Origin of the sequence: Kitasatospora sp. NPDC090308 (assembly GCF_044769485.1) — a bacterium.
Taxonomy (GTDB): domain Bacteria; phylum Actinomycetota; class Actinomycetes; order Streptomycetales; family Streptomycetaceae; genus Kitasatospora; species Kitasatospora fiedleri.
On the sequence record NZ_JBIVXY010000007.1, the window covers coordinates 280,470 to 304,260 of the forward strand.

21 protein-coding genes and 1 pseudogene are annotated in these 23,791 nt (G+C 76.2%); 11 read left to right on the forward strand and 11 right to left on the reverse strand.

Going from position 1 to position 23,791, the window contains the following annotated elements; all coding sequences use genetic code 11:
* Positions 1–134: 134 nt before the first annotated feature.
* Both efeO and ACIQVD_RS19180 read right to left on the reverse strand, forming a co-directional pair.
* Positions 135–1,298: an iron uptake system protein EfeO gene (gene efeO, locus ACIQVD_RS19175; protein WP_400681027.1), complete on the reverse strand. Its 1,164-nt coding sequence runs from the start codon at positions 1,296–1,298 to the stop codon at positions 135–137.
* Between the two features lie 321 nt (positions 1,299–1,619).
* On the reverse strand, positions 1,620–2,774 hold the full coding sequence (locus tag ACIQVD_RS19180) for an acyl-CoA dehydrogenase family protein (RefSeq protein WP_400681024.1): 1,155 nt from the start codon (positions 2,772–2,774) through the stop codon (positions 1,620–1,622).
* A 97-nt stretch (positions 2,775–2,871) separates the two neighbouring features.
* Here ACIQVD_RS19180 and ACIQVD_RS19185 point away from each other — a divergent pair, with 97 nt between their 5' ends.
* The 5 genes from ACIQVD_RS19185 (at position 2,872) to ACIQVD_RS19205 (ending at position 7,052) form a co-directional block, all read left to right on the forward strand.
* On the forward strand, positions 2,872–3,600 hold the full coding sequence (locus ACIQVD_RS19185; protein ID WP_400681021.1) for a TetR family transcriptional regulator: 729 nt from the start codon (positions 2,872–2,874) through the stop codon (positions 3,598–3,600).
* 199 nt (positions 3,601–3,799) lie between these two features.
* The gene (locus ACIQVD_RS19190) at positions 3,800–4,225 is read left to right on the forward strand and encodes a Zn-ribbon domain-containing OB-fold protein (protein ID WP_400681020.1); all 426 of its coding nucleotides are present in this window, start codon (positions 3,800–3,802) and stop codon (positions 4,223–4,225) included.
* Between the two features lie 230 nt (positions 4,226–4,455).
* Positions 4,456–5,871, forward strand: a complete 1,416-nt coding sequence (locus ACIQVD_RS19195) for a hypothetical protein (RefSeq protein ID WP_400681018.1) — start codon at positions 4,456–4,458, stop codon at positions 5,869–5,871.
* Between the two features lie 179 nt (positions 5,872–6,050).
* Positions 6,051–6,437, forward strand: a complete 387-nt coding sequence (locus ACIQVD_RS19200; RefSeq protein WP_402290540.1) for a tetratricopeptide repeat protein — start codon at positions 6,051–6,053, stop codon at positions 6,435–6,437.
* Between the two features lie 186 nt (positions 6,438–6,623).
* Positions 6,624–7,052 carry an SRPBCC family protein gene (locus tag ACIQVD_RS19205; RefSeq protein ID WP_400681014.1) on the forward strand — a complete coding sequence of 143 codons (429 nt, stop codon included), beginning with the start codon at positions 6,624–6,626 and terminating at the stop codon, positions 7,050–7,052.
* A gap of 51 nt (positions 7,053–7,103) precedes the next feature.
* Here ACIQVD_RS19205 and ACIQVD_RS19210 read toward each other — a convergent pair whose 3' ends face one another.
* Positions 7,104–9,116, reverse strand: a complete 2,013-nt coding sequence (locus ACIQVD_RS19210) for a SpoIIE family protein phosphatase (RefSeq protein ID WP_400681012.1) — start codon at positions 9,114–9,116, stop codon at positions 7,104–7,106.
* A 615-nt stretch (positions 9,117–9,731) separates the two neighbouring features.
* Between ACIQVD_RS19210 and ACIQVD_RS19215 the strand changes: the two genes are divergently transcribed.
* Positions 9,732–10,091 (forward strand): 5-carboxymethyl-2-hydroxymuconate Delta-isomerase, encoded by a 360-nt coding sequence (locus tag ACIQVD_RS19215; protein ID WP_400681011.1) that lies wholly within the window; start codon positions 9,732–9,734, stop codon positions 10,089–10,091.
* Positions 10,092–10,126: 35 nt separating this feature from the next.
* On the opposite strand, the gene ACIQVD_RS19220 is transcribed toward ACIQVD_RS19215, so the two are convergent.
* From ACIQVD_RS19220 to ACIQVD_RS19240, 5 genes and pseudogenes are all read right to left on the reverse strand, one after another.
* A complete protein-coding gene (locus ACIQVD_RS19220) occupies positions 10,127–10,483 on the reverse strand; it encodes a VOC family protein (RefSeq protein WP_100838228.1) in 357 nt (118 codons plus the stop codon).
* Positions 10,484–11,113 (reverse strand): annotated as a pseudogene (locus ACIQVD_RS19225) (TetR/AcrR family transcriptional regulator); the annotation flags it as partial.
* Positions 11,114–11,528: 415 nt separating this feature from the next.
* Positions 11,529–13,298, reverse strand: a complete 1,770-nt coding sequence (locus ACIQVD_RS19230) for a hypothetical protein (RefSeq protein ID WP_402290544.1) — start codon at positions 13,296–13,298, stop codon at positions 11,529–11,531.
* Positions 13,299–13,324: 26 nt separating this feature from the next.
* Positions 13,325–14,068 (reverse strand): ABC transporter ATP-binding protein, encoded by a 744-nt coding sequence (locus ACIQVD_RS19235; RefSeq protein WP_400681009.1) that lies wholly within the window; start codon positions 14,066–14,068, stop codon positions 13,325–13,327.
* Between the two features lie 152 nt (positions 14,069–14,220).
* A complete protein-coding gene (locus ACIQVD_RS19240) occupies positions 14,221–15,069 on the reverse strand; it encodes an alpha/beta fold hydrolase (RefSeq protein ID WP_400681007.1) in 849 nt (282 codons plus the stop codon).
* A 172-nt stretch (positions 15,070–15,241) separates the two neighbouring features.
* Between ACIQVD_RS19240 and ACIQVD_RS19245 the strand changes: the two genes are divergently transcribed.
* A complete protein-coding gene (locus ACIQVD_RS19245; protein ID WP_402290659.1) occupies positions 15,242–15,709 on the forward strand; it encodes a MarR family winged helix-turn-helix transcriptional regulator in 468 nt (155 codons plus the stop codon).
* Between the two features lie 79 nt (positions 15,710–15,788).
* Here the strand turns inward: ACIQVD_RS19245 and ACIQVD_RS19250 are convergent, their stop codons facing one another.
* Together ACIQVD_RS19250 and ACIQVD_RS19255 are read right to left on the reverse strand one after the other, a co-directional pair.
* On the reverse strand, positions 15,789–17,036 hold the full coding sequence (locus ACIQVD_RS19250) for a glycoside hydrolase family 6 protein (protein WP_402290548.1): 1,248 nt from the start codon (positions 17,034–17,036) through the stop codon (positions 15,789–15,791).
* 179 nt (positions 17,037–17,215) lie between these two features.
* Positions 17,216–18,055, reverse strand: coding sequence for an AraC family transcriptional regulator (locus ACIQVD_RS19255; RefSeq protein ID WP_402290551.1), 840 nt, complete (start codon positions 18,053–18,055; stop codon positions 17,216–17,218).
* A 49-nt stretch (positions 18,056–18,104) separates the two neighbouring features.
* Here ACIQVD_RS19255 and ACIQVD_RS19260 point away from each other — a divergent pair, with 49 nt between their 5' ends.
* Positions 18,105–18,575, forward strand: a complete 471-nt coding sequence (locus ACIQVD_RS19260; RefSeq protein WP_400680998.1) for a DUF2000 family protein — start codon at positions 18,105–18,107, stop codon at positions 18,573–18,575.
* Between the two features lie 57 nt (positions 18,576–18,632).
* On the opposite strand, the gene ACIQVD_RS19265 is transcribed toward ACIQVD_RS19260, so the two are convergent.
* Complete coding sequence (locus ACIQVD_RS19265) at positions 18,633–19,937, reverse strand: metallophosphoesterase (RefSeq protein WP_402290662.1); 1,305 nt, start codon at positions 19,935–19,937, stop codon at positions 18,633–18,635.
* Between the two features lie 542 nt (positions 19,938–20,479).
* On the opposite strand from ACIQVD_RS19265, the gene ACIQVD_RS19270 reads away from it, so the two are divergent.
* The 3 genes from ACIQVD_RS19270 (at position 20,480) to ACIQVD_RS19280 (ending at position 23,697) form a co-directional block, all read left to right on the forward strand.
* Complete coding sequence (locus ACIQVD_RS19270) at positions 20,480–21,355, forward strand: lytic transglycosylase domain-containing protein (protein WP_402290554.1); 876 nt, start codon at positions 20,480–20,482, stop codon at positions 21,353–21,355.
* A 236-nt stretch (positions 21,356–21,591) separates the two neighbouring features.
* Positions 21,592–22,587, forward strand: a complete 996-nt coding sequence (locus ACIQVD_RS19275; protein ID WP_402290557.1) for a glycosyltransferase family 2 protein — start codon at positions 21,592–21,594, stop codon at positions 22,585–22,587.
* Positions 22,588–22,878: 291 nt separating this feature from the next.
* A complete protein-coding gene (locus tag ACIQVD_RS19280) occupies positions 22,879–23,697 on the forward strand; it encodes a hypothetical protein (RefSeq protein WP_402290560.1) in 819 nt (272 codons plus the stop codon).
* Positions 23,698–23,791 lie beyond the last annotated feature (94 nt).

The window sequence follows — 23,791 nt, forward strand, 5'->3', positions numbered from 1 at the left end:
TCGGACGTGAAACCGGGTGCGGGTGCTGCCGCTGCTGCGACAGCACCCTGACGGAGGCTTAGCTTACGCTGCCCTTACCTCGCGTCCGGCCCCCGGGCACCCCGTTTGACCTGGACTTGACCGGGCGGACGCGGCTACTTGACCACCACGGCGGCGGCCAGCTTGGACAGCGGCTCGCCGAGCGAGTTGACCGCATCCGAGAAGGTCTTGCGCTCGTCCTCGGTGACCTTGTCGTACGTGGTGTAGGTGCCGTCGGCGTTGCGGTACTTGCCGAGCAGCGCGGTGATCTTCTCGAACTCGCCGTCCAGGGTCTTGGACAGCTCCGGGTCGTTCTCGGAGGCGACCGGCTTGAGCAGCTCGTACGCCTGGCGGGCGCCCTCGACGTTGGCGGCGAAGTCGGAGAGGTCGGTGTGGCTGTAGCGGTCCTCCTCACCGGTGATCTTGTTCTTGGAGACCTCGTCCAGCAGCTCCTTGGCGCCGTTGGCCATGCCGGTGGGGGTGATCTCGGCGCTGGGGATGCGGGTCTGCCAGTCCTTCAGGTCGGTGACCAGCTGGGTGGCGAGGGTCTTCTCCTCGTCGCCGATCTTTCCGTCCTCCCAGAGCGACTTCTCCAGGCGGTGCCAGCCGGTCCACGCCTGGCCCTCCTCCAGGCCGTCCTCGCGGGTGTCGGTCTTCGGGTCGATGTCACCGAAGCTCTCGGCCACCGGCTCGGTGCGCTCCCAGCCCACCCGGGAGGCGGCGAACAGCGACTTGGCCTTCTCCACGTCGCCGGCGGTGATCGCGGCGGCGAACTGCTCCACCACCGGGATGGTGGCGTCGGCCTGCTCCTGGGCGTAGGTGCGGTAGTCGGTGACCGCCCGGGTCAGCCGGTCGTCGGTCTTCGCGGAGGCCGAGGCGCCGGCCGTGACGGTGATCTTCTGCCGGATGCCGTCGCCGGTCATGCCCGGCTTGCAGGCCACCTCGTAGGTGCCGGCCTTGATCTCGGCGTTGATGGTCGCCTTGGTGCCGGGGCCGATGTTCTCCCGCTCGGTGACGATCTTGTCGCCGTCGGCGTAGACGTACACCTCGGTGACCTTGTTGCCCTTGTTCGCCACCGCCAACTCGACGTGCCCGGCCGGGAAGGAGGTCTTCGACAGGTCACACGTGCTGTCCGTCGCGGTCACCTGCACCGGGCCGGCGGCGGCGGAGCCGTCCGCCGCGGTCGGGGCGCCGTCGTCCTTCTTCGAGCACCCCACCAGCGCGGCACCCGCCACGGCGAGGACCAGGAACGCGGCAGCAGACGTACGGCGGGCAGGCATGCTCACTCCAGGAACGAGAGGGTTGGGCCGGTGCGGCGGCCGCTCGGGAACCCCCCGGAGGCCGCCAGGTAAGCTAAGGCATACCTTAGGTCCCCCGCCACACCGGGTCGACACCCCGGGCCGGACGGAGTCGCCCCGCGGCTCCCCACCCATCCCTCATTTTCGGCCAACTCCCCTGGTGCTGGCCGGACTTCACCCCGGCCCCACCCGCTCCGGGAGCCCCGCGTGTGACCGGAACCACTGCCCCGGAGCGGCACCCGCACGCACGGCGGCGCGGCGCGGGGCAGCTGCCCGCTCCGCGCCGGTCTTGTCCTGTTCTGTCTACTGGGGGAGGTTGCGGGCCATCACGATGCGCTGGACCTGGTTGGTGCCCTCGTAGATCTGGGTGATCTTCGCGTCCCGCATCATCCGCTCCACCGGGTAGTCCCGGGTGTACCCGTAACCCCCCAGCAACTGCACCGCGTCCACCGTGATCTCCATCGCCGCGTCCGACGCGTAACACTTGGCCGCCGCCCCGAAGAACGTCAGGTCCCCGTCCGAGCGCTGCGACTTCGCCGCCGCCGCGTAGGTGAGCTGCCGGGCCGCCTCCAGCTTCATCGCCATGTCCGCCAGCATGAACTGCACGCCCTGGAAGTCACCGATCGGCTTGCCGAACTGCCGCCGCTCCTTCACGTAGCCCTTGGCGTAGTCCAGCGCGCCCTGCGCGATGCCCAGCGCCTGCGCGGCGATGGTGACCCGGGTGTGGTCCAGCGTGCGCATCGCGGTGGCGAAGCCCGTGCCCTCCGCGCCGATCATCCGCTCCGCCGGGACGCGCACGTCGTCGAAGTACACCTCGCGGGTCGGCGAGCCCTTGATGCCGAGCTTCCTCTCGGGCGCGCCGAACGACACCCCCGCGTCGTCCTTCTCCACCACGAACGCCGAGATGCCCTTGGAGCGCTTCTCGGGGTCGGTCACGGCCATCACCGTGTAGAACTCGGAGACGCCCGCGTTGGTGATCCACCGCTTGACGCCGTTGAGCACCCAGAAGTCGCCGTCGCGCACCGCCCGGGTCCGCATCCCCGCCGCGTCCGAGCCCGCCTCCGGCTCCGACAGGCAGTACGAGAACATGCCCTCCCCACGGGCCAGCGCCCCCAGGTACTTCGCCTTCAACTCCTCCGACCCCGACAACTGCACCGGCAGCGAGCCCAGCTTGTTCACCGCCGGGATCAACGACGACGACGCGCACACCCGCGCCACCTCCTCGATCACCAGCACCGTCGCCAGCGCATCCGCCCCCGCACCCCCGTACTCCTCCGGCACGTGCACCGCGTGCAGGTCCGCCGCCCGCAACGCGTCCAACGCCTCCTGCGGGAAACGCCCCTCCTCGTCCACCGCCGCCGCGAACGGAGCGATCTTCGCCTCCGCCAGCGCACGCACCGACTCCCGGAGCATCTCGTGCTCCTCGCCGAGCCGGTAGAGGTCGAAGTCCTGGGTCATGGCAGTCTCCTCGGTGTGGCACTCAGTACCCCCGATTATGCACACTCAGTGCCGTCCGGCCCAGCCCGAACCGCCTGGTCGGTGCTACCGTCCCGGTATGAGCGAGGTGCATGAGCAGGACCGGGCGCCCGGCGTCGGCGCGGCCCGGCCGACGATGCGGGACGCGCTGGTCGAGGCGGCGTTCGAGCTGTTCTCGGAGCGGGGTTTCGAGCAGACCACGATCGACGACATCGTCTCGCTCGCCGGGGTCGGCCGCCGGTCGTTCTTCCGGTACTTCCCGTCGAAGGAGGCGGTGGTCTTCCCCGACCACGACGGCTGCCTGGCGGACATGACCGCCTTCCTGGGCGCGGCCGACCCGGCGGGCGACCCGGTGGAGCAGGTGTGCGACGCGGCCCGGCTGGTGCTGCGGATGTACGCGGGCAACCCGGCCTTCTCGGTGGGGCGCTACCGGCTGACCAAGCAGGTGCCCACCCTGCGCACCCACGAGCTGTCGGTGGTCTGGCGCTACGAGCGCACCCTGGCCGGCCACCTGCGCACCCGGTACGCGGCCCGCTCGGACGGCGCGCTGCGGGCCGACGTGATCGCGGCGGCGGTGGTCGCGGCGCACAACTACGCGCTGCGGGCCTGGCTGCGCTCGGGCGGCGAGGGCGACGTGGGCGCGGCGGTGGACGAGGCGCTGCAACTGGTGGTGGCGACCTGGGGGGACGGCGCGGAGGGCGGCGGGGGCGGCAGCTCGCAGGACGACGAGGTGGTGGTGATGGTGGCCCGGCGCGGCACGCCGATGTGGCGGGTGGTGCAGGGGGTGGAGGCGGCCCTGGAGGGCTGACCGGACCGGTCGGCCGGTCCGTCCGCGGAGCCGGCCCGCGGAGCTGACAGTCTGTCGAACATCGTCCGATATGACTGGCACTCGGTACCTTTACACGAGGCACTGAGTGCCATACCGTCCTTCTGGCAGACGCCCCGACCGCACGCCCGCTCCCGGGCGGCGGTACGGCGGCGCACCCAGGTCCAGGGAGGAGACGGCCATGACCCTCACGCTCGCCCCGTCCGCACCGCACGCCCCGCTCGCCCCGTTCGAGCCCTTCGCCGAACACCCCTTCCCCGCGCACTCCGCCGGCCCGGCCGGCGAGGCCGAACTCGACTACCGGCGCTGCCAGTGGTGCCACTCGGCCAGCGCGGCGTCCTGCCTGCTGTGCCCGGTGTGCGGCTCGGCCGACCTGTCGCCCGCCCGGGCCTGCGGGCAGGGCACGGTGCAGCGCCTGCTGCGCCCGACCCGGCGCGGCCCGCACCTGGGGCGGCCGTACCTGATCGTGCTGGACGAGGGCTTCACCGTGCAGGCCACCGTGCTCGGCGGGCTGCCGGGCGCGGTGCCGATCGGCGCCCGGGTGCACCTGGTGACCAGCGAGGAGGGCGGCCGGACGCTGACCTTCCGGCTCGCACCCCGCCCCTGAGCACCCCCGCGAAGGTCCCCGGGCCGCCGCCCCACCGGCGCCCGGCCCGCGCCCCCGGTCGTGGCACTCGGTGCCACGACCGGGGGCGTTCTCCTTCGGACGTGCGTGCCGTGCGCACACTTCCGACATGCCTTCTCCCGGCTGTGCCGGCCTGGCGGGAACCGGTGCACGCACCGCCGCCGCGCGGGTAGGGTCGATGGCGTTTGCCGTTCCGGGGGAGGTACTCGCACGTGCTCGGTCTGAGCGCACATCAACCGGCCGCCGTCTGGCACCCGTTGTCCGGCCCGCCGCCGGTGCGGGCCTGGTGCCGCGGGCTGGCGGCCAATCCCGGGGCGCCGGTCGGGGTGCTGCTGCGGCTGCTGGCGGAGGGCGCCGAGCCGCTCGGGCCGGTGCGCCGCCCGGAGCTGCCGGCGCCGGTGCTGGAGGCCGCGCTGCGGCACCCGCAGTGGCCGGTGCGGGCGGCGCTGGCCGAGCGCCCGGACCTGTCCGCGCGGACGCTGGCGGCGCTGGCCGGCGACCGGGAGCGCCGGGTCCGCCGGGCCGCCGCGTCGGCCGCGCACCGGGTGGCGCTGCCCCCGGCGGCGCTGGCCGCGCTGGCCGCCGACCGCGACCCGGAGACCCGCCGCCGGGTGCCGGGCTGCGCGGGCCTGCCGCCGGAGCTGCTGGTGGCCCTGGTCCAGGACACCTCGCCACCGGTGCGCGCGGCGGCGGTCCGGGCGGAGTCCTGGCCGCAGCTGCCGCCCCGGGTGCGGACCGGGCTGCGGGCCGACCGCGACCCGGCGGTGCGGGCCGCGGTGCAGCGGGCGCTGCGGGTGGAGCGCGAGCTGCCGGTGACGCTGGCCGGGTACATCGCCGAGAGCGACCCGGCCCGCCGGGAGCGGACGGCGGCCTCGGCGGCGCTGGAGCGGCCGCTGGGCGAGTGGCTGGTGCTGGACGACGACCCGCGGATCCGGGCCGCCGCGGCGGGCAACCCGCGGCTGCCCACCGACCTGGCGCTGGCCCTGGCGGCCGACCCGAACGAGGCGGTGCGCCTGGCGGTGTCGCTGCGCCCGGACCTGACCGAGGAGCAGCGCGCGGCGGTGGCCTGCCGGCTGCCGGACGCCGCGCCGCCGCTGCCGTGGGTGGCCGGGCGGGCGGACGATCCGACGGAGCTGCTGCGGCTGGCCCGCTCGGCGCACCCGCTGGTGCGGTGCGCGGTCGCCTCGCTGGAGCGGCTGCCCCGGGCGGTGGTGGCGGTGCTGGCGGCCGACGGTGAGCTGCGGGTGCGCCTGGCGCTGGCGGAGCACTGCGCGGACGCGCCGGGCGCGCTGCTGCGCTCGGTGTACGGGCAGTTGCTGGGCCCGGCCGCGCTGCTGGCGGACGCCCGGTTCCCGGCGCCGGGCCTGGCCCGCTGGGCCGAGCGCCCGGAGCCCGCGCTGCGGTTGGCCGCGCTGCGCGATCCGGAGCTGGCGCCGGAGGTGCCGGCCGCGCTGGCGGCGGACCGCGACGCGCTGGTGGCGCGGGCGGCGGCGGCCGATCCGCGGCTGCCGTGGCGGACGCTGCTGCGGGCGCTGGAGCCGGACGCGCAGCCGGAGGCGGCGGCGGCGAACCCGGCGCTGCCGGTGCCGTTCATGCACCGCCTGCTGGAGCTGTCGGCCCCGCGTTGAGCCGCTGGGCCGCGAGCCACTGGGCCGCGATCCACCGAGCCGCGAGCCGCTGAGCTGCGGCGACGCCGGTGGCGGGGCCCCGTTGCGCCGCCCGGAATACCCCCAGGTCGGTGAAGGTTCAACCACCTGTCGGGCCGGTACGGCCCGGCGGGAGACCCGGAAACGGGAAGGAGCAGCCCATGACCACCGACCTCCGCCCCACCGACCCCCGCCCGCTCGGCGCGGCCCTGGTGTCCCCGGACGAGAGCGCGGCCGAACGCTGGGCCCGCGCCCGGCTGTTCTTCGACTCCAAGGCGTACGCGGACGCCGCGCTGATCCTGGCCGGCGTGGTCGCGGAGGTGCCCGAGCAGGTCGGCCCGCGCCTGCTGCTGGCCCGGGCCTACTACCACTCGGCCCAACTGCGCCGCGCCGAGGAGCAACTGCGCGAGGTGATCGCGCGCGACCCGGTGGAGCCCTACGCGCACCTGGTGCTCGGCCGCGTCCTGGAGCGCCAGGGCCGGTCCGCCGAGGCCGCCCCGTACCTGCGGCTGGCGGCCGTGTTCGACGGGGAGTTCCCGCAGGACTGAGCCACCGCCGCCCGTGACCGCAGCACACCGCACCGCACCGCCCCCGGCCGTCCCCCGGCCGGGGGCGGTGCGCTGTCCGCCCGTGTCCCGGCCCGGGCGCCGCCCGCGTGCTGTCGTCGCCCGGCCCGGCCCCTGGCAGGCTGGAGGGAGCGCGCCCTCGGGGCGAACGGAACGGAGGTCCGACCGATGCGGACACTGGAGGAGCAGATCGAGGTGACCGCCCCGGTCGGGACGGCCTGGTCGCAGCTGCACCGGGTCGCCGAGTACCCGCTGTTCGTCGCCGGGGTGGTGCACGCCAGCGCCCACGGCCGGCACCACGCGCACCTGGACGTGGAGTTCGGCGGCGAGCGGCACGCGGTGGACGCGGAGCTGACCGACCACGGGCGGGGCCGGGTGATGAGCTGGGAGACGGTGGACGGTCCGCCGCTGCGCGGCACCTTCGCGCTGCGGGAGCTGGACGCCGCGCACACCCGGGTGCAGCTGCGGCTGGAGTACGACCCGCAGGAGCTGACCGAGTCGCTGGGCGGCCCGCACGGCGGGTACGCGCAGAGCCACGCGGTGGAGGACGCGGTCCGCGCCGACCTGGAGCTGTTCAAGCAGCTCTGCGAGGAGTGAGCGCCCGGCCCGGGGCCCGTCTCCCGGCCCTCCCCCCGGCCCGTCCCCCGGTCACTCCGCCAGCGGCAGTTCGGCCCAGATGACCTTCCCGCTGGCGGGGTAGCGGGTGCCCCAGCGCTCGGCGAGCTGGGCGACCAGGAACAGGCCGCGCCCGCCCTCGTCGGTGTCGGTGGCGTAGCGCAGGTGCGGGGAGGTGGCCGAGCCGTCCCGGACCTCGCAGATCAGCGCCCGGTCGCGCAGCAGCCGGACCCGGATCGGCGGGGCGGCGTACCGGATGGCGTTGGTGATCAGTTCGCTGAGCACGAGTTCGGCGGCGAACGCCTGGTCGGCCAGGCCCCAGTCGGCCAGGCGGCGGGTGACGGCGGCCCGGATGCGGGCGACGGCGGCGGGGTCGGCGGGGACCTCCCAGTCGGCGACGTGGTCGGCGGGCAGCGCGCGGGTGCGGGCCACCAGCAGGGCGGTGTCGTCGGCGGGGTTGACCGGCAGCAGGGCGGCCAGCACGTCCTCGCAGGTCTGCCGGGGGTCGCGGCCGGGGTGGGCGAGGGCGGCGCGCAGCAGTTTCAGGCCGTGGTCGAGGTCGTGGCTGCGGGACTCGACCAGCCCGTCGGTGTACAGCACCAGCCGGCTGCCCTCGGGGAGTTCGAGTTCGACGCTCTCGTAGGGCATGCCGGTGAGGCCGAGCGGCGGCCCGGCGGGCAGGTCGACGATCTCGACCCGGCCGTCGGGGTAGGCCACGGCGGGCGGCGGGTGGCCGGCCCGGGCGAGGGTGCAGCGGCGGGTGACCGGGTCGTAGACGGCGTACAGGCAGGTCGCGCCGGTGATCGGGCGTTCGCTGCCGTCGGGCGCGGGGTGTTCCTGGTCGAGGCGGTTGACCAGGGCGTCGAGGTGGCCGAGCAGTTCGTCGGGGGCGAGGTCGAGCGAGGAGAAGGTGTGCACGGCGGTGCGCAGCCGTCCCATGGTGGCGGCGGCGTGCACGCCGTGGCCGACCACGTCGCCGACCACCAGGGCGACCCGGGCGCCGGAGAGCGGGATGACGTCGAACCAGTCGCCGCCGACGCCGGCCTGCGCGGGCAGGTAGCGGGAGGCGACCTCCAGGGCGTGCTGCTCGGGGAGCCCGGCGGGCAGCAGGCTGTGCTGGAGGGCGACGGCCATGGTGTGCTCGCGGGTGTAGCGGCGGGCGTTCTCGACCAGGACGGCGGCGCGGGCGGTGAGTTCCTCGGCGAGGGTGCGGTCCTCCTCGTCGAAGGCCGGGCGCGGGCGGGCCCGCCAGAAGGTGGCCACGCCCAGCAGCGTCCCGCCGACCGTCAGCGGCACCGTGACCAGGGTGTGCACGCCCTGGTCGCGCATCGCCTCGACGGTGCTCGGGTGGATCTCGTCCCAGGCGGCCAGCGCGGCCGACAGGTCGGGTTCGACCACCGAGCGCAGCCCGGCGACGGCCCGGGCCCGGGGGGTGCCGGGGACGAGCGGGACGGGCGAGCCGGGGGCCAGCAGCGGCGGCAGTTCGCCGATGCCGGCCAGCGCGGCGCGGTGCAGCGGGCGGCTCTGCCCGGGGCGCGGTTCGCCGCCGGCCAGCACGCCCTCGTACAGGTCGACGCAGGCGAAGTCGGCGAACGCCGGGACCAGGGCGGCGGCGAGTTCCTCGCAGGTGCGGGTGATGTCGAGGGTGGTGCCGATCGAGGCACCGGCCCGGTAGAGCAGTTCCAGGCGCAGCCGGGCGGTGTCGGACCCGTGGAGCGGGGCGGTGTCGCGCAGGGTGGCGATCAGGTAGGACGGGCCGCCGGAGCGGTCGGTGGGGTGCAGGTCGACGCCGAGGACGCGGTCGTGGACGACGGCGCGGGCGTCGGTGAACTCCTCGGAGCCGTGCAGCAGCGCGGTCAGGGCGGGCGGCAGGTCGAACGCGTCGAGCGGGCGGCCCTCGCAGTCGGCGGGCAGGTCGAGCAGGCGGCGGGCCTCGTCGTTGGCGTGGCGCAGCACCCGGTCCGGGTCGAGCAGCAGCACCGCCTCGCGGACGACGGCCGGTACGGGCGCGCGGTGCCGGCCCCGCCCGTCCGCGGCGGGCCTCATCCGGGCCGTCCGGCGGGGGCGGGCGCCACGCGGGCCGCCGGGGCGGGACGTGCGGCGATGGACAGCCGTCGCGGAGGGGTACCGCCCGCCACGCTGCGTGCACCGGGTGCTGCCCGAAACCGGGTCATACGCCCATTCCTACACTCCCGGCTCGGAGCGGGCCAATGGCCGCGCCCGGATTTCCCGGGTCGGCGAGCCGGTTCCCACCGGGGCCCGTTCGCGTGACAGGGCGTCAGGCGGCCGACGGGACGGGGTCGTGGACGAGGACGAGGCGGAGCGGGTCCGCGTGCTGGACCACCCGGATCTGCCGAAGCGGGCGAAGCGGCCGAGGGCGGGCGGGCGGCTGCGCGCTTGACCGCGCGGCCACGGCATCGGCCGGTTCCCGCTGGAGGCCGCGGAGGTCCGGGTCGACCCGCGTGCGGTGCGGTGTCGGGCCGGACGGGCAGTCCGGACGGGCAGTGGCGGGGGCGCCGGTGACCGCTGTCCGCCCGGTGGTGTCCGCTCCGCGGTGTCTGCTCCGCGGGCGCGCGGGGCACCCCGGGCGCGGGGGCGGGGTGGGCCGGGGAGAGGATGGGTGGATGTAGAAGCCAAGCGTCTGTGCGGAGAGGTCCCGCCATGCCCCACATCACCGTCGACTACTCGCCGCAGCTCGCCGACGCCTTCGACCGCCCCGGCTTCGTGCGCGAGCTGCACCCGCTGGTGCGCGAGTGGGTGGCGTCCCGGGGCGTGTGCAAGACCTTCTTCCGCCCGGCGGCGGAGACCTGGGTCGACGCCGCGGACGGGCAGGTGGTGGCCTTCGTGCACATCGCGATCGGCCTGCTGCCCGGACGGCCGGAGGGGCTCAAGGCCCGCCTCTCGGAGGAGGTGCTGCGGCTGCTCGACAAGCACCTGCGCCCCGTGCTGGGCCGCGAGGTGGTGCGCTCGGCGGAGGTCCGCGATCTGACGGCCTCCTACCGCCTGCGCACCGGCTGGTAGTCGCCCGGTGGCCGCCCGGTGGCCATCCCGCCCGCTCAGCGGTGGCCCAGGACGTTCACCACCCGGCCGTTCGGGTCCCGGACGAAGAAGCGGCGCACGCCCCACTCCTCGTCGCTCAGCGGGTGGACGATCTCGGCCCCCGCGGCCAGCATCGCGGCGTGCGCGGCGTCCACGTCGGCCACCTCCACGCTCAGGTCCGGCACCACGGGCGCGGTGGCGTCCCGGGCCATCAGGCTCACCTGGGCGGTCGGGCTGCCGGGCCCGGCCAGCGTCATGATCCAGCCGTGGTTCATGGCCTCCTCGAACCCGAGCCGCCCGTAGAACTCCCGGTTCTCCGACCGCGTCCGCTCCCCCTCCCCCGCCACCCGCAGGTTCGGCACCACCCGCCGCACCGGCCGGGCGGGCCGCTCGGCGGCGTCGAACGCGGGCCCGAGCGGGGCCAGCGCCGCGCGCAGCCGCTCGGGCAGCGAGCCGTCGGGGCCGGCCTGGCCCCCGGCCGGGCCGGTCGCGGGCGGACGGAGCCAGTCCTCCAGCGCGATCCGGACCGCGGCGGCGGTGGCCGCCGCGAGGACCCGGGCCCCTTGCGCCCCCGCGCCGTCCAGGCGTCCGGCGATCGCCGCCGCGAGCGGGGCCTCGATCCCGGCGGTGGTGCCGAGGAACGCCTCGCGCAGCGCGGGCCGGGCGGCGATCAGCAGCAGTGCCTCGGGGGCCCGCTCGCCGGTGCCGGTGTACTGCTCGACCACCGCGTCGGTGACCGCCTCGGCCAGCCGCACCCGCGCGGGCCGGGCCGCGACCGCCGCGGCGACCCGCTCCTCCCGGTCGGCGGTGACGGCGGAGACGATCGCCTGCTCCCGCCCGGCGAAGTAGTTGTGGTACGTGCGCGGCGAGACCCCGGCCGCCTCGGCGACGTCCTCCACCCGCACCTCGTCCGGCCCCCGCTCCAGGGCCAGCCGCAGGGCCGCTTCGCGCAGCGCCTCCCGGGTGGCCCGCTTCTTCCGCTCCCGCAGCCCAGGTGTCGTCACGGGCACCAGCGTTCCACATCGCCCTGCACGCCCGCAATCATGCGCCGACGCAAATGTCTGCGCTCGCACACTTGCCTTCGTGCACACTTACCGTCACGCACATTTACCTTGGCGCACACTTGCGGCAGCGCAGACTTGCCGACGGCTCCGGCCCGCCCCAGGACGGCAGGAACGGCGGAGGGCAAGCACCGGGCACGCCGGGGAAACACGACCACGACGCCGGACGCGTCGCACGCGGCCGGACGTCCCGCCTGGACGGCGACCCGCGCGATGGCCCCGGCCGGGCGTCGTCGGGCTGCTCGACGGGCGGTGCGGCGCCGATCGCCCCCCACCTGCCCCGGGAGCCCGAGGCCGCCTTCGGCGCGGTCGCCCGGCGCTACCGGTGGCGGCCCCGCTCCGCTGCCCCGCCGTCGCCCTACTGCGGCCCCGCGGGGCCGGGGCGGGCCTGCGCGGGCAGGCGGCCCGCCCGGGCGTGGGCCCAGGAGAGCAGGAGCGCGGCCAGCACCAGGGCGATCACCAGGGCCTGGACCAGCGAGGACGCCGACCCGCCGCGCAGCGCCGCCGAGAACGGCAGGGCCAGCACCGGCAGGGCCACCGCCGGGCCGGCCGCGTACCAGGCGGCGAACACCGCGACACCGGTGCTCCCGCCGGACGGCTGCGCCGAGCGGTACAGCAGGTCGCGACGGGCCGCGCCGCGGCAGGCGTTCACCAGCCCGGCCGCGACCAGCGGCGGGACGGCCAGCGGCGCCAGCCAGGCCGCCGCCCCGCCGCCGGACGCCAGCACCGCGCCCGCCCCGGCCGCCGCCAGGACCAGCCCGAGCCCGGCGGGCACCACCGCGTGGCGCAGCATGAGCTCGGCGAACGGGTACGGGGACCAGGACGCCCGGCGGACGTCGTCGGTCTCGATCCGGGCGGGCTCCAGCAGCTGGGCCGCGGCCAGGTAGCCGAACAGCAGGGCGAGCACCGTGACCGCCCAGGACAGCCCGCCCCGGGCGCCGTGCGCCAGCACCGCGCAGAGCAGCGCCGGCACGGTCAGCAGCACCGCGCGCCCGAGCCGGGCCGGGGCCCGCAGCAGCGAGAGGGTGTCGCGCCAGTACAGCACCAGCCGGGGCCGCCGGGGCGCGGGCAGCCGGACCCGCAGCGGCCGTCCGCCGCCGGAGGCTCCGGCCACCGCCAGCCGGGCGGCCCGCAGCTCGACGGTGCGCAGTGCGGCCAGCACCCCGGCGGCCGTCCGGGCCCGCTCGCGCAGCAGGGGCAGCGGGACGGTGGCGACGGCCCGGTCGGCGAGCACCAGGCCGAGCGCGGTCGGCACCAGCAGCAGCGCGGCGGCGAACCAGCCGCCCGGGACGGCGGCGGGCGTCGGGGCCAGCGCGGCGATCCCGGCCCAGCCCCACGGGCCCGACCACAGCTCGACCCGCTCCAGCCAGGGCACGGGGTGGCCCGCGACGGCCAGCCCGCTCTGCACCGCGAGCGCCAGGACCAGCACGGTCGCGTACGGGGTCAGGGTGCGCGCCCAGCGGGCGGCCCGCGGGCTGTGCTGCACCAGCAGGCCCGCGCAGACGCCCAGCAGCGGCAGGCACACCCCGCCCACCAGGCACCAGCCGAGCGCGGCGGGCAGGCCGACCCGCACGGTCAGGCCGAGCGCGACCATGCCGCCGACGGCCAGCACCAGCCCGGGCAGGGCGGCCAGCCCGCAGGAGAGCCAGAACCACGGGCGCAGCACCGGCCGGGGCCGGACCGGGTGGGCCAGCAGCCAGTCGGTGGTGGCCCGGGGCGGGACGACCGGCCCGCGCCACAGTCCGTCGCGGACGGCCAGCAGCAGCGTCGCCAGCCCCACCGCGGCGATGCCGCTGGGCAGGGCGGCCAGCAGGCCGGGGCCGTGGGTGGTGTAGTCCGCGCCCATCGACGCCTGGAGGAACAGGCCGAAGCTGGGGACGCCGCCCCAGATCACCAGGATCAGCAGGGTGCAGTAGAGCCCGAAGGCGACCTGCTTGAACCGGTTGCGCCGGTGCGGGGCGCGCAGGGCGCGCAGCAGGGCCAGCGCCTCGTCGGTCCAGTCGTCGTCCGCCGTCCACTCGGCGGCGGTGGCGGGGGCGGGGGCCGCGTCCTCGGGCCCGTCCTCCGCGACCACGACCACGGCCGCCGCCTCGGCCTCGGCCCCGGTCTCGGCTTCGACCTCGGTCACGGCTTCGGCCCGGGCCTCGGGGCGGTTCACCGGGCCCCGGCCGGTGCGGGGTAGCCGGGGGCGTCCGCGGCGAGGATCTCGGCGGGCGGGCCCTGGCGGACGATCCGGCCCTCCTCCAGCACCACCACCCGGTCGGCGACCTCCCGGGCGAGGTCGCCGTGGTGGGTGACCAGCAGCACCGCGACCCCGTCGGCGAGTTCCGCGGTGAGGAGTTCGGCGAGGCGGCGGCGGGCCTGCGGGTCGAGGCGCTGCTCGGGTTCGTCGAGCAGCAGCAGGTCGCGCGGCCGGACCAGCGCGCAGGCCAGCAGCAGGGCCTGCATCTGCCCCGAGGAGAGGGCGGAGGGCAGTGCGTCGGCCCGTTCGGTGAGCGAGCGGTCCGCCAGCACCTGGTCGACCCAGTCGGCGGCGTCGGCGACGCCGTGCGCGACGGCGACCAGCAGCAGGTGCTCGCGCACCGTGAGGTCGGGGTAGCAGGCGACGGTGTCGCCGACGACCGCGACCCGGGCCCGGATCCGGGGGTCGTTCTCGTTCATCGCCAGGCCGTCGAAGCGCACCGTGCCCTTGGTCGGCAGGTCGCGCCCGGCGGCGATCCGCAGCAGGGTCGACTTGCCGGAGCCGTTGTGCCCGAGCAGGGCGACGCACTCGCCGGCCGCCAGGTCGAGGTCGACGGGGTGCAGCACCTCCCGGCCGCCGTACGAGCGGCTCACCCCGGTGAGTTGCAGCAGCGCCCGGCGTGCGCGGGCACGCGGTGCGGCGGAGTTCTTGGCCATGCGGAGGATGCCTCTCGACGGACGGACCGCCCAAGTATGGACCCGGTACCCGGCTCCCCCGCCCACCGCCCCGCGGCTCCCCCGGCACGCCCCCTCACCGCACCGGCCGCCGCGCGGCCGCCCTGCGGGCGGCGGGGGTGCGAGGACAGCCCCTACCGGGCCAGGAAGTCGGCGAGTTCGGCGTTCAGCGCGGCGGGGTGCCGGTGGGGCAGGTCGTGGTGGGAGACCCCGGCCAGGGTGCGGACCCGGGCCCGGGGCAGCAGGGCCGTGGCGCGGGCGGCGAGGGTGCGCGGGTCGTGGCTGCGGCTGTCGGCGGCGGGGAGGACCAGGCACGGGGCGTCGAGGGCGGCCAGCGCTGCGGGGCCGGGGCGGGGGCCGGTGACCGGACGGGCGGCGGGGAAGGTCGCGGCGAGGCCGTACAGGCGGACCCAGTCCGGGTCGAGCGGGGCGCCGCCGGTCTCCCAGGCCAGGAAGGCGCGGGCCCGGCGCTCGCTGGGGCGGGCCAGCAGCGGGGCGGCGTGCAGCAGGTAGGGGAGGCGGAAGCCGGTGAAGCAGCCGGTCGGGTCGAGCAGCGCCAGCCGGGAGACCCGGGCGGGACGGCGCAGCGCGTAGGACAGGGCGATCCAGCCGCCGTACGAGTGCCCGCACAGGTCGGCGCGGTCGGCGCCGAGCGCGTCGAGGACGGCGTCCAGCCAGCCGTGCAGGTCCTCGACGGTGCGCGGTCGCGGTCGGCCCGCCGGGTCGGAGCGGCCGGCCTCGCCGATCCGGTCGACGGCGAACACCCGGGCGGTGCGGGCGAGTTCGCCGACGTTGGCCCACCAACTGGCGGCGGTCGCGCCGCCGCCGTGGAGCAGCAGCAGGGGCGGGGCGCCGGGCGGCCCGGCGGCGTTGACCCGGGTGGTGCCGTACGGGGTGGCGAGGTCGAGGGTGTCGACCGGGACGGGCCAGCGGTCGAGCAGGGCGTCGTAGGCGGACAGGAAGGCGGACCGGTCGAATCCCATCGGGGCTCCTCGGGCAGTTGCCTCGCTCGGCAGTCGTCTCGCTCGGCAATCATCTCGTGCAGCAAGTTTCTCGCTCAGCGAGATACTATGCGGGACGGAGCCGCCCCCGAACAACCACCCCGTCCCCGTCCCCAGAGAGGCCGACCGGATGACCGACCGGATGACCGACCGGATGACCGACCCCGGCCCGGGCCTGCGCACCGTCCACCAGCTGCGCGCGCTGACCGTCGAACTCGACCTGCTGGCCGCCGCGTTCGCGCAGCGCCACGGCCTGCACCCGACCGACCTGCGGGCGCTGATCGCGCTGCTGGACGCCGCCCGGGCCGGGACGCCCGCCACGCCCGGGCGGCTGGGCCGCGAGCTGGGCGTCAACTCGGCGGGCACCACCGCCGTGCTGGACCGGCTGGAGCGGCTGGGCCACGTCCGCCGCGCCCGCGACCCGCACGACCGGCGGCGGGTGCTGCTGGAGGTCACCGAGCGGGCGGTGGCCCTCGGCCAGGGCTTCTTCGGCCCGCTGATCGGCGAGACGGTCGCCCTGGTCGACGGGCTGTCCCCGGTCGAACGGGCCACCGTCGAGGGCTTCCTGGCGTCCATGCGGGAGATCGTCGCCCGGCACGCGGACGGCGGCGGGGCGGGGTAGCCGGTGGAGGCGCGGACCTGCGGACGCGCGGACGCCCGGGCGGGTGGGGCCCGCCCGGGCGTCCGTCGGCCGGGTGCCGTCAGTGCGACGGGAACAGGTGGGTGTTGAAGGTCAGCTTCGGGGTCGCGTCGTCCGCCAGGGAGCGGGCCTGCGCGGGCCACCAGCCGCCCGCGACCGGGTCGACCGAGCCGTACTCGGGGTCGGCCGGGCCTGCCGTGCCGCGGGTGCAGCTGCCGTCGGACTCGCCGGGGACCTTGACCCAGAGGAAGGCGTCCAGCAGGGCCCGGCCGGTGTCGGCGGTGGGGCGGGTGCCCAGGCCGCGGCCGGGCGGGTTGCACCAGGTCTGCGGGTCGCCGGTGTACTTGCCGGGCTCCGGCGTCCACGGGCCCCGGCCGTTGCGGCTGCTGTCGATCACGAAGTGGGTCAGCTCGGCCGTGGCGGGGACGTGCTCGGCGTACCAGGCGTCGGCGTCGGCGTCCGGCCAGTACTGGTTGGCGCAGGAGTCGGCGGTGGCGCCCGGGGTGTTGCGCAGGTACCAGACGCACTGCGAGACCTGGGTGCCGTAGCGGATCAGCGAGGCGTCGGTCTGGTAGTTCGACACGTTCAGGAAGAAGCCCTGCGCGCGCGCCACGCCGCCGTCGATCAGCAGCTGCGCCTGGGTGCCGACGTTCTGCCAGGTGCTGTGTCCGGCGTCCAGGTAGACGATCGCGCCGCGCTGGCGCTCCAGCCGGTCCACGGCGCCGGAGATCTCGGCGAGGCGGTCCTGCTGCTGGGCGGCGGTGCCGCCGCAGAACGCGGGCGACAGGGCGAGGCCGTCCGGCTCCAGGATGACCACCGTCCTACGGTCGCCGATGCCGCGGGCCAGGGCGTCGATCCAGGCCGCGTACTCGGTGCTGTTGGACGCGCCGCCCGCCGAGTACTGCGAGCAGTCCCGGCCCGGCACGTTGTACGCCACGGTGACCGGCACCTGCCGGGCCAGGGCGGCCTTCGCCTGGAGCGCGGCCATCGCGTCGGTGGTCTCCCGCGGGGTCGCCGTGCCGTTGAACCACTGCGCGATCGGCCAGGACGCCAGCTGCGCCATCGCGGCGGCCCCCGCCAGGTCGTGCGCCTTGAGGTCGGTCAGCGCCTGCTGCGCGGCCTTGCCCGCCGGGTCGACGTAGAACCGGGTGTCCGGCGCGAGGGTCCGCGCCCCGGACGCGGCGGGCGCGGCGGGCGCGGCGGGCGCGGCGGGCGCGGCGGCTTGGGCGGGCGCGGTGGCGAGTCCGAGGCCGGACGCGAGCAGCACGGCCAGCGAGAGCGCGGCTCGGACGGGGTGGGTCGGGCGCATGGCAGGTCTCCCCGGCAGGGATCGGTGTGGTGGCGGAGCGGCCCATGCAGCCACCCCGCCACCGCCCCGTCAAGACCGCCCCGGCCCCGGCCCCCGAACCCGCAGCGGAACCCCCGCCGACGGGCCTTCCGCGCTGAAACTTTCACCCGCCCGTGCCGCCCGTGCCGCTCGCCCCACGGCTACCGGCGCCGCCCCGCGAAGCGGCCCGGGGTGGTGCCGACGATGCGGCGGAAGTGGCGGGCGAGGTGGGACTGGTCGTGGAAGCCGAGGGCGGTGGCGACGGCGGCCGGGGGGTGGCCGTCCAGCAGGAGGCGGCGGGCGCGGTCGATCCGGCGGGTGGTGAGGTACTGGTGCGGGGGGAGGCCGAACGCGGCGGTGAAGGTGCGGACCAGGTGGGCGGGGTGGGCGTGCAGCCGGTCGGCGGCGTCGGCGAGGGTGGTGCGTTCGGTGAGGCGGGCGTCGAGCAGGTCGCGCAGGCCGTGGGCGAGCCCGGGGGCGGGGGCCGTCGCGGCGGCGGGGGCCGTCGCGGCGGCGGGGGCCGTCGCGGCGGCGGTGGCGCGCGGGCGCAGGTGGTGGCGGAGCCGTTCGCCGATCAGGGCCAGTCGGCTCTCGGCCTCCAGCTCTTCGCCGGGCCGGCCGAGCAGGGTGTGCAGCTGTCCGACCCGGCGGCGCAGCAGCGGGTCGGCGAGGTCCGGCCCGTCGACCGCCGGGCCGATCAACTCCCGTCCCAGTTGGCCTGGTTCGAGGTAGAGCACGCGTTTGCGGAAGCCGTCCTCGGTGGCCGGTGAGCCGTTGTGCGGGACGCCCGGGGGCAGCAGGCTGACGGTGTCGTGCGGGGTGCCCCGGCGGTGGCGGTCGAGGTCGTAGCGGACGGCGCCGTCGTCGACGATCAGCAGCGTCCAGGAGTCGTGGACGTGCATGGGGTAGCGGTGCGCGGTGAAGTGCGCGTGGAACACCTCGACCACGCCGGGGACGGACGGGCGCCAGGCGGCGGTCTCCTCCGGCGGCGCTGCGGGCATGCGAAGAACGTACAAGACCGGACGGCGCGGCGGGCGGCACGCTCACTCCATGGACAACACCCTGACCTCCCCCGCCCCCGGCACCGACCTCTCCCCCTCCCCCGCGCCCGTCCGCTTCGACAGCAAGATCGCCGTGCTGCTCCGCGCGGACCTCGCGCCGTGGCAGCGGCTGAACGTGACGGCCTTCCTGGTGAGCGGGCTGGGCACCGCCGTCCCGGAGCTGATCGGCGAGCCGTACCTGGACGCGGACGGCGCGGGCTACCTGCCGATGTTCCGCCAGCCGGTGCTGGTCCTGGAGGGCGGGTCCGAGCTGCTGGCCGCCGCGCACGGGCGGGCGCTGTCCCGCGGGCTGCCGACGGCGGTGTTCACCGCGGAACTGTTCGCCACCGGCAACGACCGCGACAACCGGGCGGCGGTCCGGGCCGTGCCGACCACGGCGCTGGACCTGGTCGGCCTGGCCCTGCACGGCCCGCGCAACGCGGTGGACAAGGTGCTCAAGGGAGCCCGGATGCACCCCTGACGACCCTGCCCCGCCTCCGGCCCGGCCCGGGCGTCCCGGGCCGCCCGGCCCCGGGCGTCAGGCGTGCAGCGAGGCGAGGGTGACGACCGTGATGTCGGAGGGCGCGCCGACCCGGACCGGTGGGCCCCAGGCACCCGCGCCGCGGGTGACGTAGAGCTGGGTGTCGCCGTAGCGCTCCAGGCCCGCGACGGTGGGGTTGGCCAGTTCGGCCAGGTAGTTGCCGGGCCAGAGCTGACCGCCGTGGGTGTGGCCGGAGAACTGGAGGTCGACGCCGTGGCGCACGCTGTCGCGGATGGTGACCGGCTGGTGCGCCATCAGGACGGCGGCGCGGGTGCGGTCGCGGTCGCCGAGCGCCCGGTCGTAGTCGGGGCCCTGGCCGTGCGCGGTGCCGGCGAGGTCGTTGACGCCCGCCAGGTCGAACCGGGGCAGCTCGACCCGGTCGTTCTCCAGCGGGTGCACGCCCAGCTCGCGGACGAACTCCACCCAGGGCGCGGCGCCGGAGAAGTACTCGTGGTTGCCGGTGACGAAGTACGCCCCGTCCCTGGCCCGCAGGTCGGCCAGCGGGCGGGCGGCCGGGCCGAGTTCGGGGACGGTGCCGTCGACCAGGTCGCCGACCACGGTGATCAGGTCGGGCTGGACGGCGTTGATGGTGTCGACGATCCGCCGGGTGTGCGCCCGGCCGAGGATCGGCCCGAGGTGGATGTCGCTGACCACCGCGATCCGGTAGCCGTGCGCCGCGCGCGGGAGCTTCGCCAGCGGCACCGTGACCTGCTTGATCCGCGGCCCGCGCAGCACCCCGTACGTGCCGGCGCCGACCACCCCGACGGCCACCGCCGCAGCGCCGCCGGCCACCACCCGGGAGACGAACAGCCGCCGTGAGGCGACGCTCTCGACCGCGCTCTCGGCAGTGCTCTCGGCAGTGCTCTCGGCAGTGCTCTGCACGACCGGCTCGGCGGGCGCGGCGGACTCCGGTTCGGCGGACTCCGGTTCGGCAGGCTCCGGGCGGACGGTCTCCGGCCGGACGGTCTCCGGCCGGACGGCGGCAGCGCGCGGACGGGGGCGGCGGAGGCGGAGCAGCAGCGGGCGCAGTGCCTCGCCGGCCAGCAGGGCGAGCAGCAGGTAGAGGCCGAGGGCCGTCCAGAGGTAGCCGGGCCAGGCGAACCAGCGTTCCACCGCGAGCGGGAAGGCCCGGCCGCCGATCAGCGCGAGCAGCATCAGCGCGGGGAGCAGGAGGGCCAGCGCGGTGCCGGTGCGCCGGTAGGGGCCGCCGGGGCGGGAGACGTCCCGGACCAGGCGTCGCCACAGGTACCAGTGCATCAGCCCGAGCAGCCCGAGGGCCGCCACCGCCACGACCGCGATCATCATCGGGCCAGTATCGGCGGTGGGCCCGGCGCGGTGGACGGCGGGTGGTGGTCCGGGTGCGCTGCGTGCCGGTCCGGGTCCGGTTCCCGGTCACCCCCTGTGAGCCCGCGCACATCGGGGCGGCGGTCGACGATCCCGGATAGTTGGTGTGCGGCGGATCGCGGGCGCGGCCCCTCGGGGCGGTCCGCGGACGGGCGACCGGGCGGTGAACTGGCAGGTCGGGGGTGGTCTTCGGGGCGTCCGGAGGCGGCGGTCGCCACCGGCTGCGCGGGGCGGCCGGGCCCGGGCGGTGCCGCTCGGGGTGCCGGGCCCGCTACTACGGGGCGTAGTTTCGAGGGCCGTTGTTCGGCTGTTCGGCGTCTGTCAAGAATGTCCCGTCCCCAGGCAGTCCGGCCGGTTCGGCCGCCGGACTCCTGCCACCGCGTGCACCGGGTGCGCCCCGGCCGGTCCTCCGGCCGCCGGGCCCGTGGCGCGCTCCGCGTCCCGGTCGGCGGCCAGCGTGTCCGTCCCGGCCGTCCGGCCCCGTGCGAGGAGAGGTCGCCATGCGCCACCGCAGGACCCTGACCCTTTCGGAGAAGCTCCACCGCCACCGGCACGGCCTGGTGACCGGCATCGCCACGCTCGCGGTCGCGGGCACCGCCACCCTGGCGCTCGCGCTGCCGCAGAACGGCGGCGCGGCCGACGCCACCGCCGACCCGGTGCTGGCCGGCAGCCCGCACCTGTCCGCGGACGCCTTCGGATCGCCGTCCCCCGCTCCGGCCTCCGCGTCCGCCGCCGCCTCCACCGAGGCCCAGACCCAGGCCCAGGCGGAGGCCCAGACCCAGGCGGAGGCCCAGGCGTCCGCGTCGGCCTCCGCGTCCGCCGCGGCGGAGGCTTCCGCGTCGGCGTCCGCCCAGGCGGAGGCCGACGCCAGTGCGAGCGCGAGCGCGGAGGCGTCCGCCTCGGCCGAGAGCGCCGCGAAGGCGGAGGCCGCTGCGAAGGCGAAGGCCGCCGCGGAGGCGAAGGCCCGGGCGTCCGCCTCGGCCTCGGCGGCCGCCCGCGCGCAGCAGCGCCCGTCGCTGTCCGCCACCGCCTCGCCGTCGGCCCGGGCCGGGTCCCCGTCCTCGTCGCTGCCCTCGGCCTCCCCGTACAGCGGGACGCCGCAGCAGATCGCGGCGCAGATCGTCCCGGCGGGCCAGTTGCAGTGCTTCTCGAACATCGTGGAGCGCGAGAGCAGTTGGGACGTGCACGCGACCAACGCGTCCTCGGGCGCGTACGGGCTGATGCAGGCGCTGCCGGGTTCGAAGATGGCGTCGGCGGGCGCCGACTGGCGGGACAACCCGGCCACTCAGATCACCTGGGGGCTGGCGTACATGAACGAGACGTACGGGAGCCCGTGCGCGGCGTGGTCGTTCTGGCAGGCGCACAACTGGTACTGATCGGGCGGCTCCGGGGGCGTGCTCGCACGGCGTCTCCGCAGCTCGGCCACCGCGCGTACATCTGACGATACGTCAGCAAGTCGCGGCGTTCCGTCCTCTATCCGGACATTTCATCGCACAGTCATGTCCGTTCGGTGAAGATTCCGCGAACTTCCCGTGGCCGGTGTCCGGTATCGCCGCTTTGGTGCGGCTTCCGACCTTTGCCTGAGGCTGTCCCCGCCCCTAGCCTCCCGGCCATGGCCCCACCACTGATCACCGTCGTGCTGCCCGCTTACGACGAGCAAGGACAACTGAAGGAATGCCTCGACTCCCTGCTCGGGCAGTCCTTCCGCGAATTCGAGATCATCGTGGTGCAGACCCCGTCCGAGCACTGTCCCGAGCGGCTGGTCGAGGCGTACGAACTGCGTGACGCCCGGGTGCGGGTGCTGCGGCTGGACGCCGAGACCGGCATCGGGCGGGCCCGGATGGCCGGGGCCGCGCACGCCCGCGGGCAGTACCTGCTGTTCCTGGACGCCGACCACCTGCTGCCCGAGGACGCGTTCGAGGCGATGGACGCGCGGCTCACCGAGACCGGCGAGGTCGACGTGCTGCTGTTCGGCCACAACCGGGAGTACCGGGGCAAGGTCTGGCCGGGCAACGCGGCCGAACTGCTGGCCGCCGCCGGGCCCGCGGTGTTCTCCCCCGCCGAGCGCCCGGAGCTGTTCGGCGCCCCGCCGCTCGTCTGGGACCGGCTGATGCGCAGCGGGACCATCCCGGCCTTCCCGGACGGCTTCTACGAGGAGATCTCGGCGGTGCACCGCTCGTTGCTGGCCGCCACCCGGGTCGCGGTGCTGGACCGCGAGTGCGTCACCATCCGCCGCCGGCACACCCTGCACCCGGCGGGCAGCGAGGGCGCCAGCCACTTCGACGTGTTCGACCGCTACGAGAGCGCCTTCGAGCTGCTGGACGCCCAGCCCGCCGAGACCGGGCCGGTCGCCGCCGCGGTGCGCCCGCACCTGTTCACCAGGATGGTCCGGCACTACCTGTTCGTCTTCGACCTGCCCGGGTGCCTGACCCGCGCCGAGCGCCCGCAGTTCTTCCAGCGCGCCGCCGAGCACTACAAGCGCTTCCTGCCGACCGGGTACCGGCGCCCCGAAGGCCGCGAGGGCATCAAGTTCTCGCTGCTGGCCTCGAATTCGTACGCCACCTTCGAGGTCGCCAAGTTCTCCCGACTCGCGGGCGGGCGCCGCTGAACCGCCGCGCGGCGGAGCGGGACGGAACCGGACCGGGGCGCACGGGGGCGCGGAGACCCGACGCCCTGACGCTCCGTCCGCTCCACCGCGCACCCCGTCGCGCCCCGTCGCCCGCCGTTTCCCGACGGGGCCCGGCACGCCCCGGCGCGTCCCACGCCGCGTCCTGACGCACCGTCGGACGGATGCGGAGGGTAGAGTCCGTCCCCGCGGACAGTTGGCGTCCGCCCCTGCGCCCAGCTCACCGCGCCCAGTTCCGTGCAGGCACCACCGGACCGGAAGGCGAACTCCCCGATGTCCTCCTCCGCTTCCCCGTCAGCGGCTCCGATGCCGGACCCGGCCGCGGACCCGTCGGCCACCGACGCGTCCAAGACCGCCGGCGGGCCGACCCCGGAACCGTCCGGCCAACTGCCGCCCCAGCGGCAGCTGTCCGGCTGGACGCTCCTGCCGCTGGGAGCGCTGCTGCTGGTCGAGGCGTTCGCCTGCATGGCGGTGCTGGTCAGCGTCTGGACGCCGCTCACCACGCTGACCGCCGAACACGCCCCGACCGGCGACCCGATGCCGTGGACGGTGCTCGGCCTCGGCCCCTGGCACCTGACCTCCAACACCGCGATGCTGCTGGCCGTGCTCGCCGCCAGCGGCCTGGGCAGCTTCGTGCACGCCGCCACCTCCTTCGCCACCTACGCCGGCAACCGGCAGCTGCTGCCCAGTTGGCTGCCCTGGTACCTGCTGCGCACCGCGATCGGCGGCGCGCTCGCCCTGCTGGTGTACTTCCTGCTGCGCGGCGGCCTGTTCGCCAACGGCACCGACGGCACCGCCACCAACCCCTACGGCTTCGCCGGGATCGCCGGGCTGTGCGGGCTGTTCTCCAAGCAGGCCACCGACAAGCTCCGCGAGGTGTTCGACACCGTCCTGACCACCAAGGACGGCGCGGGCGACGACGAGCGCGACGACAAGATCCAGCCGGTGCCCCCGGCCGCCCCCGTTCCCGTTCCCGTCACCGCTCCCGCCGCCACCGCCGCCGCGCCGGTGGCGGCCCCGCTCCCCCAACTGGCCGACCCGGCGCTGCCGGTGATCCCGCAGCAGCACACCACCTCGCCGGAAAGCTCCTGACGGCGAGTCGGGTCGGCGGTCCGTCAGGGAGCGGTGACCGCCCGTCAATCCCGGTCTGCCGTCCGGGGCTTCCGGGTCGCCGGGGCCTTCGGGG